Annotated in this window: 26 protein-coding genes and 1 tRNA gene; 2 read left to right on the plus strand and 25 right to left on the minus strand. The window is 34.2% G+C overall.

Annotated elements, in window-relative coordinates:
* Nucleotides 1-69: 69 nt before the first annotated feature.
* The 24 genes from GT3570_RS11420 to GT3570_RS11520 form a co-directional block, all read right to left on the minus strand.
* Nucleotides 70-687: a DUF4355 domain-containing protein gene (locus GT3570_RS11420; protein ID WP_062898781.1), complete on the minus strand. Its 618-nt coding sequence runs from the start codon at nt 685-687 to the stop codon at nt 70-72.
* Nucleotides 688-803: 116 nt separating this feature from the next.
* Nucleotides 804-1,661, minus strand: a complete 858-nt coding sequence (locus GT3570_RS11425) for a minor capsid protein (protein ID WP_062898782.1) — start codon at nt 1,659-1,661, stop codon at nt 804-806.
* The gene (locus GT3570_RS11430; RefSeq protein ID WP_062898783.1) at nt 1,654-2,931 is read right to left on the minus strand and encodes a phage portal protein; all 1,278 of its coding nucleotides are present in this window, start codon (nt 2,929-2,931) and stop codon (nt 1,654-1,656) included. The genes GT3570_RS11425 and GT3570_RS11430 overlap by 8 nt, the downstream gene beginning before the upstream one ends.
* A 15-nt stretch (nt 2,932-2,946) precedes the next feature.
* Nucleotides 2,947-4,536 carry a phage terminase large subunit gene (terL, locus tag GT3570_RS11435; RefSeq protein WP_082816483.1) on the minus strand — a complete coding sequence of 530 codons (1,590 nt, stop codon included), beginning with the start codon at nt 4,534-4,536 and terminating at the stop codon, nt 2,947-2,949.
* 149 nt (nt 4,537-4,685) lie between these two features.
* Nucleotides 4,686-5,273, minus strand: a complete 588-nt coding sequence (locus GT3570_RS11440; RefSeq protein WP_061912188.1) for a recombinase family protein — start codon at nt 5,271-5,273, stop codon at nt 4,686-4,688.
* A gap of 124 nt (nt 5,274-5,397) precedes the next feature.
* On the minus strand, nt 5,398-5,811 hold the full coding sequence (locus GT3570_RS11445) for a terminase gpP N-terminus-related DNA-binding protein (RefSeq protein ID WP_061912189.1): 414 nt from the start codon (nt 5,809-5,811) through the stop codon (nt 5,398-5,400).
* Nucleotides 5,812-5,937: 126 nt separating this feature from the next.
* Entirely contained in the window at nt 5,938-6,264 is a 327-nt protein-coding gene (locus GT3570_RS11450; protein WP_062898784.1) for a hypothetical protein, read from the minus strand.
* A 62-nt stretch (nt 6,265-6,326) separates the two neighbouring features.
* On the minus strand, nt 6,327-6,515 hold the full coding sequence (locus GT3570_RS11455) for a hypothetical protein (protein WP_062898785.1): 189 nt from the start codon (nt 6,513-6,515) through the stop codon (nt 6,327-6,329).
* Nucleotides 6,502-6,726, minus strand: coding sequence for a hypothetical protein (locus GT3570_RS11460; RefSeq protein ID WP_062898786.1), 225 nt, complete (start codon nt 6,724-6,726; stop codon nt 6,502-6,504). Before GT3570_RS11460 ends, GT3570_RS11455 begins: the two co-directional genes overlap by 14 nt.
* Nucleotides 6,727-6,744: 18 nt before the next feature.
* On the minus strand, nt 6,745-6,945 hold the full coding sequence (locus tag GT3570_RS11465; RefSeq protein WP_062898787.1) for a hypothetical protein: 201 nt from the start codon (nt 6,943-6,945) through the stop codon (nt 6,745-6,747).
* A 4-nt stretch (nt 6,946-6,949) separates the two neighbouring features.
* A complete protein-coding gene (locus tag GT3570_RS18515) occupies nt 6,950-7,102 on the minus strand; it encodes a hypothetical protein (RefSeq protein ID WP_156484082.1) in 153 nt (50 codons plus the stop codon).
* 56 nt (nt 7,103-7,158) lie between these two features.
* A complete protein-coding gene (locus GT3570_RS11470; RefSeq protein WP_062898788.1) occupies nt 7,159-7,476 on the minus strand; it encodes a hypothetical protein in 318 nt (105 codons plus the stop codon).
* Nucleotides 7,477-7,577: 101 nt separating this feature from the next.
* Nucleotides 7,578-7,730, minus strand: coding sequence for a hypothetical protein (locus tag GT3570_RS18520; RefSeq protein WP_156484083.1), 153 nt, complete (start codon nt 7,728-7,730; stop codon nt 7,578-7,580).
* A gap of 38 nt (nt 7,731-7,768) precedes the next feature.
* Nucleotides 7,769-8,605 carry a hypothetical protein gene (locus tag GT3570_RS11475; RefSeq protein ID WP_062898789.1) on the minus strand — a complete coding sequence of 279 codons (837 nt, stop codon included), beginning with the start codon at nt 8,603-8,605 and terminating at the stop codon, nt 7,769-7,771.
* A 72-nt stretch (nt 8,606-8,677) separates the two neighbouring features.
* Nucleotides 8,678-8,754 (minus strand) — tRNA-Met (locus tag GT3570_RS11480).
* Between the two features lie 31 nt (nt 8,755-8,785).
* Nucleotides 8,786-9,022 carry a hypothetical protein gene (locus tag GT3570_RS11485; RefSeq protein WP_062898790.1) on the minus strand — a complete coding sequence of 79 codons (237 nt, stop codon included), beginning with the start codon at nt 9,020-9,022 and terminating at the stop codon, nt 8,786-8,788.
* Entirely contained in the window at nt 8,997-9,452 is a 456-nt protein-coding gene (locus GT3570_RS11490; RefSeq protein ID WP_062898791.1) for an HNH endonuclease, read from the minus strand. The genes GT3570_RS11485 and GT3570_RS11490 overlap by 26 nt, the downstream gene beginning before the upstream one ends.
* A 123-nt stretch (nt 9,453-9,575) precedes the next feature.
* On the minus strand, nt 9,576-10,052 hold the full coding sequence (locus GT3570_RS11495; protein WP_062898792.1) for a hypothetical protein: 477 nt from the start codon (nt 10,050-10,052) through the stop codon (nt 9,576-9,578).
* The gene (locus tag GT3570_RS11500; RefSeq protein WP_062898793.1) at nt 10,049-10,486 is read right to left on the minus strand and encodes a hypothetical protein; all 438 of its coding nucleotides are present in this window, start codon (nt 10,484-10,486) and stop codon (nt 10,049-10,051) included. The genes GT3570_RS11495 and GT3570_RS11500 overlap by 4 nt, the downstream gene beginning before the upstream one ends.
* A 334-nt stretch (nt 10,487-10,820) precedes the next feature.
* Entirely contained in the window at nt 10,821-11,000 is a 180-nt protein-coding gene (locus tag GT3570_RS11505; RefSeq protein ID WP_061912211.1) for a helix-turn-helix transcriptional regulator, read from the minus strand.
* Between the two features lie 391 nt (nt 11,001-11,391).
* The gene (locus GT3570_RS11510; RefSeq protein ID WP_062898794.1) at nt 11,392-12,474 is read right to left on the minus strand and encodes a hypothetical protein; all 1,083 of its coding nucleotides are present in this window, start codon (nt 12,472-12,474) and stop codon (nt 11,392-11,394) included.
* The gene (locus tag GT3570_RS18525; protein ID WP_156484084.1) at nt 12,434-12,601 is read right to left on the minus strand and encodes a hypothetical protein; all 168 of its coding nucleotides are present in this window, start codon (nt 12,599-12,601) and stop codon (nt 12,434-12,436) included. The genes GT3570_RS11510 and GT3570_RS18525 overlap by 41 nt, the downstream gene beginning before the upstream one ends.
* A 252-nt stretch (nt 12,602-12,853) precedes the next feature.
* Nucleotides 12,854-13,561 carry a hypothetical protein gene (locus tag GT3570_RS11515; RefSeq protein WP_062898795.1) on the minus strand — a complete coding sequence of 236 codons (708 nt, stop codon included), beginning with the start codon at nt 13,559-13,561 and terminating at the stop codon, nt 12,854-12,856.
* A 230-nt stretch (nt 13,562-13,791) separates the two neighbouring features.
* Nucleotides 13,792-15,783, minus strand: a complete 1,992-nt coding sequence (locus GT3570_RS11520) for a hypothetical protein (RefSeq protein WP_062898796.1) — start codon at nt 15,781-15,783, stop codon at nt 13,792-13,794.
* Nucleotides 15,784-15,896: 113 nt separating this feature from the next.
* Between GT3570_RS11520 and GT3570_RS11525 the strand changes: the two genes are divergently transcribed.
* Both GT3570_RS11525 and GT3570_RS11530 read left to right on the plus strand, forming a co-directional pair.
* On the plus strand, nt 15,897-16,199 hold the full coding sequence (locus tag GT3570_RS11525) for a hypothetical protein (RefSeq protein ID WP_062898797.1): 303 nt from the start codon (nt 15,897-15,899) through the stop codon (nt 16,197-16,199).
* Between the two features lie 73 nt (nt 16,200-16,272).
* Entirely contained in the window at nt 16,273-16,746 is a 474-nt protein-coding gene (locus tag GT3570_RS11530; protein ID WP_062898798.1) for a ParB N-terminal domain-containing protein, read from the plus strand.
* A gap of 109 nt (nt 16,747-16,855) precedes the next feature.
* On the opposite strand, the gene GT3570_RS11535 is transcribed toward GT3570_RS11530, so the two are convergent.
* Entirely contained in the window at nt 16,856-17,056 is a 201-nt protein-coding gene (locus GT3570_RS11535) for a hypothetical protein (protein ID WP_062898799.1), read from the minus strand.
* Between the last annotated feature and the right edge of the window lie 168 nt (nt 17,057-17,224).

Here is a 17,224-nt window from a genome sequence, read left to right on the forward strand (position 1 = left end):
CTTTCCTTTTATTTTTTTGAAATTTTTTTGCAAATAAAAAAGACTTGCGTTTAGCAAGCCTTGAGATAACTAGATATTTTTAAGAGCATCTTTGATGACATCCCAGTTTTTCAATATTTCTTCATGTGTCATCGCTTCGATTTGCTCACGGGTAAACGTTTGAGTTTTTGCACTTGAATCTTTCGGATTTACGCCACTTGTTTTTAATTTTTCTTCAACAAGTGCTTGAAGATTTTGTGTCCACACTTCCTCAAATGTAGCAAGGTTTTGAAGTGTAGACTCCTCATCTTGACCAATTAGAAAATCAATAAGTTGAACTGGAAGCTTTTTCTCTGTTGCAATCGTAAGTGCTTTATTTTTAAGCGATTCACGTAACTTTTCTTGTTCCATTTGTTGAATTTTTGCTTCCAATTCTTTCAATTTCACATCTTTTGGATCTGCTTCAGGGAAACGTTTTTTGATCTCTTCATCAATTAGTTTTTGAAGATTATTGCGTTTCCACGTTTCTAACCCTTTCGAAAAATGCTTATCCTTTTCGGAATCGAAGAATTTCTTCAACTCCTCATTTTCAACAAGCATTTTTTGCACCTCTTCAACACTTACTGAACGTAAGCCCTGAAGATATGCTTTAACTTCTTCATTATCTTTGTTTTCTTCAAAAAACTTTTTAACATCTTCTAAATTCATATGTATTTGACCTCCTTTGCCCTTCTAACACTGTATAGTCCTAGAAGTGCATGATTTTTTGATTTTTGCCCAGTTTAATGACATATGGCAGGTCAAGAAAATTAAAAAAGCCACCATTACGGTGACTGAATTCCCTTACTTTTAGCCCATTCATCATAACTTTGATATTCGATGACTTGCTTCGTTTCGTTGTCTTTACGTTTTGTTGGCTCATATCCCTCAATAATAGGTATTAAGCAACAGCGACAATTCGGATGTTTTGGGGGAGAAGGTTTTGTATCATCATCAAGATTAAATTGTTTTCCATCGAGTCGGGCGCATTGCTCACACGTATTTCCTTCGAGAGTTGCAACCCATTGCACTTTCTGAACGACACCGCTATCTTTATAAATCTTTTCTTGTGCTGAAGAAATCACCCGAGCTGTCTCTGTTCGAATCAGTCGTTGGGATTGATATGCTTTAGAATTAAATTGTTTGTCAATACGCCTTGCAATTTTATCGATGCTTTCTCCTTGCTGGATTCCTATATACAATTCAGTCCTCAATGCTTTTACAAGTGTGTTCGTGTTGTCCCATATTCTTTCACTGAATGGAATACCACTCCAGTTAAAATTAATGATCTCGTCAATCACTTCTTTTCGCAGCAACGAAAAAGAAATGGCTATTTCAATATTTTTTTCAATCTCATAGGCTGTCCGATAATACGCATGAGCAAATACAGTCGCAAGGATAGTTGTGACAATAGCTACTTCAGAAACAGCAATGTTTCTTACTTCTTCTTGCATTTGTCGTTCAATTCTCGGAATGTCGGAAACGTTCACTTTTCCGTCATTTCCGTATCGCATGAACAATTCAGCAATGAGTTGCTTAATATTGTCACGATGTTTTCGATACAGTTTTAATACTTCACGATGTTCCTTTTCAGATAGGTTGAATAATTCATCGACCATCTTGAGAAATTCTTTTTCATTCATTGCTGTCACCTATAGCGTCAAGATTCATTGTGTCTTGTTCTTGCTTTAATTTCTCGATGACCTGCTTCGGATTCTGGATTCTAGGATGCCAAGAAAGACGTGTTTCAAGGTCAACCATATTCGTAAGTTGTACGATTTCTTGCACAATCTCCATTTCGTTTTGCGGAATGTTACGACTGAATTGGAATTGAATATCTGTATAGTTGTAGTTCGCACCCTTCAAATTAAGGATATTTGTAATCAATCGAATACGTTTCCGCAATGCTTTTTCCATTTTGCGCTCTTTGACTGAACACTTGGATTCAAGTCCAAAAAGTTTAAATCCTATAGCAATGCCTGACAAATTGGAGCTGAACTGTTCTGTTGTCAATTTCGGTGTCGCTGTTTGAATATGTATCAAATTATCAATTGTTTCAAAGAAATTTTGTTGGAATTGGTTGTTAATATTTTTAATAAGCCAAGAAGCATCGCCTTGTTGATCCAGCAAAAGCACCCCATTCTGGCGCATGGCTTGAATATCTTCCGGCTTTGTACCTTGATAGCCTTTGATCAACAAATACGCATTGGCAAAACTTTCTAATTCGTTTGCGCTATCTGAAAGAATCTTATCAATAGCGTCAATCAAAGGGATTTGTTTTTCAAAATCCCCAATTTCCTCATCATTATTTTTATAAATCGTTACTGGCACTTCACCGAAATAGTGAGGAATAGATTGATCTAATAAAAACGTTTCACCACCGTCAAACGATGTGAAATAGTGAAACCCTTCTGCATCGTATGCTTCCACTTTAGTTACATTTGTATCGCCTTGTTTTTCTTGCCAATAACGCAAGCCAAAAAGAATATTATCTTGTGAATCCTTTTCAACGTACATTTCAAGTGGAGAATATTGCTTAAATCGGATATCTCCTTGCGTATCGATATACGTTAATTCATAACACTTTCCGAAAATCGAAAAATCTTTCACAATTTCTGCGTTCGTATCTTCTTCATCGTTGAAAAGAAAGATTTTTTGCAAATCAGCAAGATACTTTTCATTGTTTGAGCGAGATAAATAACTGACTGGCTTGCTCGCAAAATAGCCGACCACAGTGTCAATGATCAAACTCGGATACGATGTTGCAATTTTGTTATTCGGCTTGAGTGGATCAGGAAGTTGACGATTTAAAATGTCATTCCGACCAACGTAATAATTGTACAGTTTCTGATATCGAGGCAATTCTGTACGATGTTTCTTTATCGCATCTCTAATTTGTTCTGATGTTAACACCTTTTCACCTACCTTCTATAATCCTAATAAACGTCTATCTAACGATTGGATACGTCTCATTTTCTGAATCAACGTGACGGCCATTTCTAATGAGTCTGGCGCATCATCATTCTTTGCTGTCGATGAGTAATCAAGAATTTGCTGATTGTATGCTTTATTGTGAGGGTTGAATTTTATATATCCGTTTGCAATCATCGGCTGCAAAGACATGATGCGTGAATGTTTATTGGAGCGTGAATTAATTTCCACAATGTCGATATAATAGCCGTTTTGGATGAGTTTTTTCTCAAGCTGTTGCTTTAACAACGCTTGGAAGTTCACTGTTTCAATGCCGATACGTGAAATAGGATATTTTGACATTTTTTCAATGACAGTATCAATGAGTACATCTGGCTTTAAGCGTCTGCAATCGCCATCAATGACATAAAAATAACCGTCCTCGTCTTTCGCAAGCACAGTGATTGCGGAAAAGTCCGAACGGTTTGACTTTGCAAGTGATGGATCGATTGTCATTACGATTTCTTCAAGTTTAGATGTATCTAATTCGCTAGGTGTGAAATAAATGAGTTCTTGAAATACTCTATCCTTTGATGACTTTGGTTCGTTCTGTAACTCTTTCGAGAAAGCATCGTCACCGATTTCAATACGTTTAAGCATTAAGTCATAATAATCATTTTTTGCTTCCCAAAGCACCTTTGTACCTTTGAGCATTTCCTCTTTATGTTTTTCGAAAAATGTTTCAGCAGCGGACAATCTGAATGGATTCGATAGGTCTGTAACGATTTCTTCCCATTCGTTCCAAAGGTCTTCACGTTCTGACCATGAAATAACGGCTTGATAAAACAGCGTTGTATATGTAGGGTTGTTCATGATATCGGCTAACAGGTCATCCTCTGTCATTCGAGTGCCGATGAACAGGAATGATGTATATGTATCGCCTGTGTTCACAAGGGATTCCCAGTACCATTTTTTTAGTTGGTCAAGTTTAGATTCAGATGAAATATTGCTATCCTTCTGAATATCATCTGAAATAATTAATGTCGGACGTAAATTCTTATATTTGATACCACGAAGGGAACTATCAGCACCTTTTGCCATGATACATGTGTCATTAGTCAAGATAAGGCATTCTGTATTCCATGTGTCGCCTTTTAAGTCGCCAAAATCCTCAAGAATCGCTTCATTTGTTTCGAGTTCAATGCGAATAGATTTCAAAAACTCTTTTGCCATTGCTTCGTTAGCACTGATGAGAAGGATAAATGGCTTTAAACGAAACAGCAAGCAGTATAATGGGATTTTAAAGCTTCCGAGCGTAGACTTTGCATAACCACGTGGAGAAACCACGCAAAGATTTTTTATTTCTCCATCGAGCATTTTTTGTAAATGTTCTTCAATTTCAGCGTGAAAAGCAGGTGATTCACGACTGAAATATTTAGGAAAATAGGCTTTACCGAAATACTCTTTATCAAGTTGGGCTAATTTTTTACGTAAACCGTTTTTACCGGTGTATTTACCTTTGTATTTCAGTAGTAAATCTTCAATTTGTTCATCTGTAAAGTGACGTTTGAGATACTGCAACATAAGTTCTTTCTGTTGCTTATCCATTTTGTCACCTCCTTTTTTAAAGGGTTGAAAATTTGGTAAAAAAATTTGTGATACCTGCTGCTGGGGATTGCCAGCCAAAAACAGAAGGCATACCCCCTACCGTAAAAAAGAGCAAAAGAAAAAAGACCGTCAATTGTTGACCGTCTTTGTTAATCAATATTTAATCGTTTTGCTTCACGATATATCGTTGCTCGACTTATTTTCGTGATCTCGGCTATCTCATTAACTGTCATCCCATTTTTGTCACGATTACGGAATAATTCAAGTGCATATTGTAGACCTTTATTATGCTCTGTATACTTCTTTGGTCTGCCTTTATAGACACCTCTTTGCTTTGCTAATGCAATACCTTCAAGCTGTCTTTCACGTATCATATCTGCTTCAAATTCTGCGATACCAGCAAGAATTGTTACCATTAACTTTCCTATTGCTGTAGTAGTATCTACCTTTTCACCACCCATATTTAAAACAACAAGTCCGACACCTTTTGAATTAAGATATTCTATTGTATTCAAAGCATCTTTTGTACTTCTGGCAAAGCGATCTAGTTTAGTTACTACAATCACATCGCCTTCTTTAACTGTTTCTAAAAGTTTATTGAATTGTTCACGATTATCCTTTTTACGTCCACTTACTTTTTCCTTAAATATCTTTTCACATCCAAACTCCTCTAACTGTTTCAATTGCGCTTCTAAATTTTGACCAGATGATGATACCCTTGCATATCCATATTTCATACGACTACACCCTCCTATTTTTGATACATGTATTTGATACATCGTTAAGCCTATTATATCAATATCTCAAAAATGTATCAAGAGGGTGTAGTCAAATGATACAAATTGATTAAAATTTTTTAACTCATTCCTCTTTGCTGCCTTCTTCTTTCTTCAACATATCCAGCAATTCGTTATAATCTTGATCATCATTGTTCGATTCTTCAATAACAAGTGTTTTCTGATTGAGTCCAGCTTTCTCAAGTGCGTTCGTCAAAGCATTCAACTGGGCATAGACTGTCTTTGTATTCTTTATATTGCCACGTGCAATATCAACAATGATTTTTGAAAGATCACGTGAGTTAATACGCAATGTTCGCAACGCTTCCTTTAAACTTTCTTGTGCAAGCATGTCAATATACTCTTGAGCATCTTCACGTTTCAAAAGTTTATAGATAGATGATCTGTTTTTATATCCACACTCATGAGCGATCTCTTCAACTGTCATACCGCCTTGATAATACAATTGTATTGCCTTCATTTCACGTTCGTTTAACATATCTTTCACCCCCTTTGGCATGTGTAACAGTGTGCACGGGTTTGCACTCATTTTTCATTTTCCCATCATCTCACATCACATAAACATATAAGCATACACTTATATATTTAAAAAATAAAACAACACCTACTCCATCCCAACTACCTTCTTCACATCCTCAATTACCTTCTCGGCTTCCCTCTTAGCCATCTCATATTCCCTCGCCAACTCTTCACACTTCTTTTCATCTTTTCGATATATCTGCATATACCACTTCAACATGAACATTTGATCAGTCCACTTATTCACCACAAGTGTATCAATCTTCACAGTATGTTTGTGTTTACATCTCACACATTCATAATACCGATGATAAACAGGAGCACCTTTATATACTCCAATCATGTCCTTTTTAATTTTCTTTACTTTAAAGGTTGTAGGACAGCGTTCACATTCAACAAATTTGAATGCCATTTATTTGTCACCAGCCACACATCATATAAACATATAATCATACACTTATATAATTAAAAAAATTAACCACTTAACTCATCTTCACTAATCCATTGCACTTCTGCATCTGAATTCATTATTACTCCTGTGTTCATCATCCTTTTAATACATTCCTCATCAAAATTATCCTTCACAATAAAAATCGATGCATTTTTAGGTACTTCCACAATTTCACCATCATTAATACAAGTAATCTCATTATGCAATCTCATCCATACTCACCCACTCACATTCTTCCCTTGCAATCTTCATCAATTCTCTAATACTCTTCTCAAAATCCTTTTTACCAAGCTGCATTGCAAAATATTTCTTTTTTCCATCCTGTTCAAACGTTCCTACAATCCCAAAATCACCATCTAATCCCTTTTCCTTCTTTATTTCATCGCTAAAAAACTCAATTCGTTCAACACGAAAATTTTTCATCTTATCCCTCCATTTCCTTCAATATCCATTCACCAAATGATGCAATTCCCTTACCAAAATACACTTCACTAAATAATCCAAATCCTCACCATTGCCACTTGCTTTGTATTCTTTAGGACTTAGCCTAATATGTCCATCAAATTCAATATCATCACCTTTATATGTAAAATGAACAGTTACACCTTCATTGTGATAAATAACTTCCTCAATATTAATCATCACTTCACCCCACAAAAAAACTTACAGTCAAAGCAATAACACTTGCCAACACAACACTCAAATATCTGTTTTTATTCTCTTGGCTTTCATCACTCAACAAGCCCATGCCAAACAACACGATTAAAATAAACAATAAAATTTGAAATGCAAGTAACATCTTCTTCCCTCCAAATAAAAAAGCACTCGGATAATCGAGCGCTAATGATAATCAAATTATAAACCTAGCTTTTTCGCTATATACCTTTTACCAGCTTCATTCATCATTTCTTCCCAAGAAGAAAAGCGAGTGTTCTCTTTAACATAGTTATCTAATTCAGACTCATTAAGATTCTCGAAATCTTCCTGTGTGTTAATATCAAAAGGGCTTTTTTCGAAAAATTCATCGATACTTTTGAAATTGGTAAATACAGTCATAAAATCTGGATTAAATAACTCTGAAAAACTTGCCTCTCCACTCGCATCCTTCGCTTTCTTCTCGAGATTTTTAAAAAACTTTTGTAAGTCATCAAATCCATCCATTTTGACACTCACTTGTCACACCCCTTTCGCCTACTCATTTCGACAAAAGGGGACATTTTTCCTGCTAATTCAATAAAAAGCACCTGATTATTCGAATGCCTTAAATAAAATCTTTAAGATACTCCATACTTTATCCTTTTTTCGATTTCTTCAACAAAAATATCCATTTGCTTTAAGAATTCTTCTTCTACAGAAGTATAAACAGATTTCTCTGCTATTTCTTTTGCAAGTTTAAGCAAAGTAAGAATGAATGTTTCATAATTCATTTTTCTCTCTCCTTCAAAAACAAAATAAAACAGGACCTTTATTGTCCTGTTTCTAAGTTCAAGAAAAACTCAACAAAATCTCGTCCAAATTTAGATATTTGTAAGCTATCTTTGGATTTTAATTTAGGCTCTTTTAATTTTGGCAATGACCCCTTATATCTAGGGTTTGTTAATTTATCTAAATAAGCATATAATTCTTTGAACGCCTTATATATTTGATCCAAGTCATCATTTATACTTAAATCTGTTTTTGTCGTAAGTAAACCTATCCTTTGTAAGTTCCGACGTACAGACTCATACTGCTCATAACTTAGCCCATGTCTTTCCATAACATCTCGATAAGTTTCTCTTTCAGCATCATTATTTATCCAATAATGCGATGAATACATTAACCTTAGAACCGCTATATCTACCATTCTCAATTCTTTTAAGACATCATAATAAGTTAACACAAAATCTTCTGTAATTTGATCATGTTCTGTGATATTAACAAAACCATTAACCATAAATTTTATCTTTTCCTCTTGTTGTTCATCAATTACATAATCCATTACATAACCAAATAGTTGGTCAATTTTGTCTTTTTGTTCTTTTGTTTTATTTTCTAAGTTTACCTTTATTTCTTCAATTTTTGAATATAATTCGTCGGCAAATTTCTGTATATTCCGTTCAAAACGAACTCGTTTATAACCAGATATAACTCCATATAATCCTGGAATTAACGAAGCTCCTGCATCAATCAATATCCCTTGAAGCATTCCAGTAAATGTTTCCTTGGCAATATCTGCTACAGTGTCACTTCCGACATCGAGAATGACATCGATTGCGGTGTCTTTTACAGAATCCTTAATATCATTCTTTTTATTTTGTTCCATGTACCCCTCTCTCCCTTCCGTCTACTCAATTCAACGAAAAGGAAAGGAATTCCTTCTACATCATCAAAAACATGGTGGACTCGGCAGGACTCGAACCTGCATCATTTCGCTTATGAGGCGAACGTGTTAACCAATTACACCACGAGTCCAAAAAGAAAAACTGCTTTATTTAAAGCAATTTCAATCTTTTTTATTTTCTTCAAGAAAACTCAATATCAGCTCCTCATTCTCCTTAAAAGCCTTATAAAGTGATGCAACAATTTTCCTTACACCTTCCCATATGTTACTTACTATTTGCTCCAACTCCCGTCTTATTTCTTCCCCTTCTTCAGATAAAAGAAATTTTTCAATTTCATCCGTATCTCCGTTTTCTACAACCATTTTTAATTTATCAAACAATTGCATCTCGTTCATCATTGTTTTGTTCTCCTTTCTTTTGTTGTTCGTATTGTTTTCTGCAATCAATATTACAAAATTTCTTATTCTCATTTACTATATATTCATTACAAAACAAGCACTTCTTCACGATATGTCCATCAGTTGCAATTTCCTCAAATATCGGGTATAAATCATATCTCCGCATAAAATTATGTATTTTACTATGCTGTCCTTTTTCAAGAATCAATAAATTCTCAGGACGGTTATCAGAAGGATTCATGTTAAGATGATGTACTTCTTCGTTATCACGTAATGATCTATTCAGCATCTTCTCAGCAACAATCACATGTTCGTAAACATATCCTTGCCATTGACCACGCTTTATGGCTTTTGGATGGTCTGGCTTATAAATCAATATGTACCCATTACTTATTCGTTGTTTCTTCTCCTTTTTCGTATTTTGTTTCATTTGTTTTCGTCACTCCTATCCAATCCTCAAACAAGCACTGCCCACATTCCATTTCAGACGCTTTTTCGTATTTAATATGTATTCCGCATTTCTTACAAACAAAATAATCAGGAATCCGTATCATCACATCACCTTTTCCCATTCAATTCGAATTTCTCCATCTTCAATCATCCGTTTTGCTACAAACTGATAAAAACCATCATCAAAAGGCACATCATTTTCATCACATCGCAAAACATATTCAATATACGCTTTTGCATATTCGGGATAGCCAGCAAAATAGTTCTCTACATTCATCTTGAAAATTCGGTCTGCAAATAGCCAAGTTTCCGTTTCTGTATCAAAATGCTTTCGAAAATCTGGATTCCATTCATGCGTTTCTTTGTCCCAAAAATATATATCATTCATGTAGAAAAATCGCTCAAGGAAATCACCCCAAGCCGTCAATTGGTTTACAAAATCACGGAACTTTTCATTTTCAGCAATCCTCGCAGCCATTTCATTTTCTATAAACCCTTCAACATCACACTCTGAATACGGCACAAATACATATTCACCATTCACAAAAAATACATGGTGTTCAGGAGGAGCAACGATCATTCCTCGTCAGCTCCCTTCATCTCCGGCAACTCAACTTTCGGCAGTGAAATAGTACGCAATGTATTAACCTTCATTGCTTCTTCCATCGCTTTTGCAAGCTTTTCTTTATCGACTTTTTCAAGAGCCTCTTGTAATTTCGGATTCGGTTTCCATGCTTCAACCAACGATTTATCTGTCGGTTTCCACGCTTCAACATTAACCTCTTTTTTAGCTTCCTGTTTCGATTCAATTAGCATCTTAACGAGCAATTCCAGCTTCTCTAATCGCTCATGAATCTGTCTAATTTCATCTTCAATTCCAAACAAAAACCGTTTTGCAAGACCATAAAAGAGTTGATCACTCGCCCCACGGCAGGCATGAAACATCAACTCTTCAATTTCCTTTCCATTCATTTCAGTTACTTGTTTTTGTTCTAAACGTTCATAATCTCTCATTTCTTTTTCTCCTTTCGTTTATTGATTTGTTTTTGCTTTTCTTCATATTGTTTTTGATATTCTCGAAGCAATTGTTCAAATGTCTTTTTCTTCTTCAAGCGTTCATCACTCCAGTAAAAAAGTGAGGCAGGAAACAAATCCTGCCTTTGAAAGGGGTGGTGATATGAATAATGATTTAAAAATAATAATAGGAGGTAATAAATATGGGTTTGGTTGTCTATGCATATCTTTTACGAGCGTGCAATAGACGGGCACTAGCATTTCACTAGCGATGCGCTCAAGTCACTTATCGCCAATAAGTGTGTACACACTAACATGACGTATACGTGTACATTCAATCTACGAAAAACAATGATATTCCAAACAATTCTTCAATCTTTGCAGCCGTCTTTTTTGATGGCTTCCGTTTTCCGTTCTCGATCATGCTATACATTGCTTGTGTAACTCCAATTTGTTTTGCTACATCTTTTTGTGTCATACCAAGAAGGATTCGTACTTTTTTGATTTTGTTCATCACCTCACTCACCGCCTTTGATACAATCTATACAATGTTAAGTTTTATAACCAACACATCAAAAAAATAAGACGGTCGGAGCGTTCCCGACCGTTTCAAGGAGAAAGAAAATGTGGAGGAATTTTAAATACCAATCGTTGCTGATGTAGATAAGAATTGAAAGAGAACTATTCCCGAAATGGCTAAAGCATATAAAGAAATGAAGCTGATAAAGTTATTCGTAAAGCATTAATTGAACTTGCAACAAAAGAATCTCGTATTGCTGAAGTTAAAGAAGTAGCTAAACAAAAAGTTGAAACAAAAAAAGGATGGCAAGTTATTTCATATAACCAACCATCCTCTATATATAATATCGTAAAAAATACAACAAAAATTTTTAATTTATCACATTTTAACTAATTAAGTCAATAACTTTTTCATGTATTTCTCGTTCAACAATCGTTTCACTCGTTCTTTTCAATGCTTTTTCAGCCCCAATCAAATACTGCACCAATGACTTATTCACGATACGGACGAATTTTTCTTTTTCTTTCTTCGTTGTGACTTCTTTTTCACCTCTCCAGTATGGCATAAACCATTTCAGATCTCCAACACTCATATAATCAAATAACGCATCTAATACACCCGTACTCAAGTCCTTTTTGTTTTCATGCGCCAATTCAAATGAAATATCCTCTTCTTCATTCTCACGCAAGAAATTCATCGTATATGTATAGAGCATCGCTTCATCATCTGTGACATGCTCCAAAATATTTTCCGTATACTTCACGAACGTTTTGATTTTTTGATATGTATTCGACTTCATCATGACACGATATGTACGAAAATGGAGATACTCTGCTTTAATTCGATTTAATGCGGACTGGAATATTTTTGATACATTTTGCTGTGAACCGCCCATCTTTTCTGCAATCTTTTGTTGTGTCCAGCCCGATTTCATATATGTATATACTTCAAGCTGTTTCTTAGAAAGAATACTCTCCAGTCCACCAACAAACTCTAAAAATTTCTCATATGTTTTAGCTTCTTCACCTTTTAGCCATTCCTGATACATCTGCCAATCAGAAATATTCACTTCATCATCTTTGTCACTGTGTGATACCACTTCATTTTCTGATACAATATTCATATGATGATTCCGTTTCAATTCATCAATCACAATATATCTCATTCTATCCTCTGCCCAACTGATGATTTCAGATGGGCTTCTTTTTGTATCAGCCGTTTCAAACACTTCTACAATTGCATGAAGCAAATACTCATTTAAATCTTTTCGATCTACATCTTTAAAATATTTCATTTCCATTCGCTTCATGATCGCATTCAATTTTTGATCTTTCGTGAGAACATATCTAACTTCATCCCATTGACCCTGCTCATTTTGCTCACGAACCGTTTCATACACAATAAAATCATTCAATACTTCTTTATTTTCACGGTAAGCTACAATCCAATCTTTTAAAGTTTTCATCATCAACCATCCTCCATTTATTAATTAATTTTCTTTTTCTGTCCCCAAAAGCCCACACAACAACACCAACAAACATCTGTTTTCTTCCTGCCGTTGTCATCGTCATTTTCATTGCATTTGTCATTGCCATTGTTCATCTTCTCCTTTACTCATTGTTTTTGTTTGCATTGTGTTCGGCTGCTTGCCATTTGTTATTGTTCATTTTGCATTGCCATTTGTACTCTGTACCATTTAAACTGTTGCTCTCAATCACCATTTTCCTTTGCTTACATTTGATTGCTGGATTGCTAAACTTTCAGCAGACTCATTATCAACAACAAGAAGAAAGCGAATTATTTACCCTCAAGCTCAATCACCCCTTTCAAATTAAAGCAAAAATTAATTAATCCTTAACCGTTAGACGTCCTGTTTTAACAGTCTCAAGTTTCAATTGGTTAACTTTAGAGCTTTCAAGTTTTAATATCTGGTATTCTGGGTAGATTATTTTTTTATGTTTATCGATTTTCATAAGAATAGCCTCATCTTTGTTTACTTCAACAACTATTTGATTAGTACCCTTTATCATAAGGTAGGTATCTTTAGTTGAAGCTTGACTATAACCTAAATAATATACATAAGCAAAAATAAATATAATAAATAAAACCAGCGCAGCTTGACCATATCTTTTGGTAATAAAGTATCCTAATTGAGAAACAATCCATAGAATTAAATACGTGGGATTTTTTAAATCACTACTCAAATATTTTGATAAGAAATAAAGAGAGCAAACAACACAAATAAATTGCAAAATATTCGATAAAGATTTCGGCATTTCTATAATTTTAATTTTCTCTACTATATTCTTAACTAGATAATTCTTTAGGTCTGATTCCTTATAAAATGCATCAATAACGTACCCAACAACAAAAATTATTGAAACAAACAAGACATTTCGAATAATCTTTGTTAAATCAATATCCATCAAAAAGCTCGGTATCTGATAAAAGTGGTATACACCTAATTGATATAGATAAGTTATTGCATATCCAAGACCTGAAAGAATAAATACAAGAATAGTGGGATCAATTTTTTTGGTAATTTTCTCAAACATTAGTTTTCCTCCAATCTGTACCAAGATTGTGGGGGTGCTACCTAACCATCTTCTACAACTTTTGTTCCGTTCCTTGCGTCACTCCACAAAAGTTGTAGAACCTGCCGATGCACCACCCCCACACCCCCTCACATCGGCAATTATTAACTTTAAGAATTAATCCAGAAACCCATTTACTGCAAATGATTTACATGCAATTTATTAAAAGTGAATCATTTTTTTATATAGAATTATATATAGAAATTTGATTCACTTTTTTCTGATACATTTTCAAAAACACCATCATCAACTAACATGAAATATTTGTATCCATTATTTTTGAGAATGATTTTTATATTAAACTTTGAAAATATGGTTACAATTTCTGTTTTATGCTGATCCCAATTTCTATTTATAAAATTTTTAAAAGGTTGCCCACCTACTTTTCTTGCTGTAAATTTTCTGTTCGGCTCACCCCGTAAATATTCATATACCAGTTCAGCCCACTCGTAACATTTTTCCTTGAATTTTTCATTCTGTTGCAATGGAACTTCAATAATGTTTTCATTTGGTATACGGAAAATTTCTTGTAGCAGCTTGTTTGTTTTTGGTTTATTATGATACAACGTAACTGTTACTTTTGCGTCGGAATTAATGTTTCGGATGCTTGTTCTATGTATAATTTGCGAAAGATCGGCTTTCATTTGTTGCTCAAATAGCTTTTGCAATCTAGGATCAACAAACCACTGATCCTTGTAGAGTTTTTGCTCTTCTTTATCTGTCACATCACGAACTAATCGTAAATCAATATTTGTTCCATACAGTGCAATAGCTTGTAATTTATATTGTTGCGGTGGTAGTACAGGCAAATTTAAAAGAGCAATGCGATTGTATTCATTTAAATCATTTTTTCCTGTAAGATTGCGTATGTTGATAGTTAACTGGTCATTTTCATTGATTTTCTCTTTGAAAAACCGTTCATATTGTTCAGGTGTAATGGCACCGGATTGTATATAAAAATTCGTATCTTCTTTGGACGGAATAGGCAAAACGTCTATTCCATTTTTTCTTTTCGATATGATATCAGATGCGATTTTTTCTTTGATTTCCTTCTCTTTATCATTTCTTGCTGAACTGGAAGTATTAATTTTGCACCATTCAATTGTCAACCGATCTTTGTAATTGTGATAATTTTTAACCTCTACAATGTCATATCCTCCATGACGATAAACTTCACTTGTATGTATTGCCGTTCCATCAAGCACAAGTATATTTCCAAATGAACTGTAATCTATGTATTTTGAGCAAAGGATAACTGTTTTCTTACCATTCCGATCAATTGCCCCAACATCATCTTCAAACAACAATCGTTTGAACCATTTGAATTTATTTAAGTGTTCCATTTCTACACCGTGAGTATTAAGTGAATCTAAAATATATCGTAAGACGCTTTCTGTATCTGTTCCTTCGTATTTGCGGATTAGTTTTTTGGTTGTTTTGCCGACTGAGTGGAGTAGTTCGTAGTTAATTAATTCGTTGATGAGTCCCCTTCCTTTCGCTTTGTAAAAGGAAATCAGTTTTCCGTTGTCGGTGTTTTCTGCAAGCTCATCGAACCAATCCACCGAGTTATTTTCAGATGAGATATCAAATACTGCCGTGTCAAAGAAAATAGGCATTTCGTCTGCAATAATGGTTCTAGGTATGTATTTATGCTTCAGTTTTATGTCTGACGGTAATCTACCCCAATATGCTTTTTGTGCATATTTAGTGAAGAGTTCGCGATTTCCGAAATCTAATGCAAGATCCCTAAAACGTTGCTGTGTAATACAGAGCATTTGATACTCTTGAATCACGGGTTTGACGGTATGTATATTTTCATCATCGACCGCAAGAATGGTCTTTGGAATATCGGTATATGTATAGATGTTCTGAACAAAAGCGTTCATCGTATCGCCATTATTAAATACCAGTAAGAACGGATGTTTTTGATACGCATCTGTAATATTCATCTTTATGATCGTTTGTAAAGCTGTCGTTTTTCCTTGTCCGGGTGGTGAATTAAGCACCCGTTTTATGTATTTCATTTCGGATTCAGGATGTTTCTGTAAGTATGTATAGATTGCTTGAGATTGTTGCACAAAATCGTATATATAATTAAATGTTTCAAGAAACGCTTCTGGATGCAAATGATTGAATTGATTCGGGTCAATATAAGGCTTTAAATCTTCTAGTTTAAATGTCATGTAATTCCTCCCTTATTTTTGGTTAAAATTCAGTTTTAATTTAATAATTTATAATACTATTCAACCTCTTAACAACATATTGTTTAGTGAAATTCATTTAAGGAGGTCAAAAGATGAGATTAAATGATAAGTTTACTATTGAAGATATGAAAGATTTCCAAGAAAGACTAAATAAACTCCAAATAAGTGCTACTCATTGGGATATTCGGTCTAATGCTAGTGAAACAGAATTAGAACTTTTGGATACTATTGACCATTTATGTAGAGTTTCGAATATGCTTTGTGTGATAATCGAGCAAGAATTAAAGGGTCACATTGTGACTGCTCAACCGCATAGATATACAAATGTAAAACTGTCAATCGCTGAAGCTAGTTTAAAAAACTACTTAAAATACAAAAACATTACACTTGCTTGATTAATTTGTTAAGAAGCTCTTTTAGGGCTTCTTTTAAACGTTAATACTGCAAAGTAAAGGGTTGTGATATATTATGAAAATTGATTACACTGGATGGAATTTTTTTGAAGAATTAATCAAACCGTATAATAATCAGTACTTTTATTACAATTATGGAATTTGTCTAGTTGAAGTAAAAGATATCATTGGTTTAAGTTATAAAGGAGTTCTCGATCAAGAGAAACTGCTTCGGTTACACGAATCAATAAAGAAAAATGGATATCAATTTAGAAATTATAGCGATTTACATTTAGTGAGATTTCCAAATGGTAAATATTCTGTTTGCATGGGTGGCAACCATAGACCTTATTTAGCAAAGAAACTTGGAATTAGGCATATAAAAGCAAACGTTGACATTTTAATTCCTAAAGAAATGCTAAGCGAAGAGCAATTACAAATATGTAATGACATTGAAATTGATGACCTTTCAAATCCGAAACTAAAGCAAATCTGTAAGGAGTTAAGACTTTTACCAAACCAACAACCTTTGAAAATAAATATCCGATAAATTTTGTAAAAGTATCGTGTTTTTATGTTGTATTTTGAGGGTGAAGCACCTTTTCACCCTCAAATAGTCAAATATAGTTAAGGTCAAAGTATGTATATTTTTAATCAGCTTATGTATTCTTTTTAGGTCTGCCACGTTTCTTTTTCTTCACTAGCTGTTGATTCGTCTTATGTATGAGATCATCAATCGTTAAGAGTTTTTTCTCTTGTTGCGGTTTCTTGAAGTGTTCTGGATGCTGAAGCGGTGTTTTCATGTCCTTCCAGTTATTAAAGAAATCTTTGATCGATTTCTCCCAATACGTTTGATTCATTACATTCCCCCTTTTTTAAAAAATAGTGTTGACACCTTCACACCTTTAATGTAGAATATGCATAGAAAATAATTTTTATAATATACTAGAAGTGTGCCTAAAAAGGCATGAAGGTGCTTACCTCAAGCATAACATAGGTTAAGTATGCCTGTCAATAGGCTTTTTATA

It is taken from the genome of Geobacillus thermoleovorans (assembly GCF_001610955.1).
GTDB classification, from domain to species: Bacteria; Bacillota; Bacilli; order Bacillales; family Anoxybacillaceae; genus Geobacillus; species Geobacillus thermoleovorans.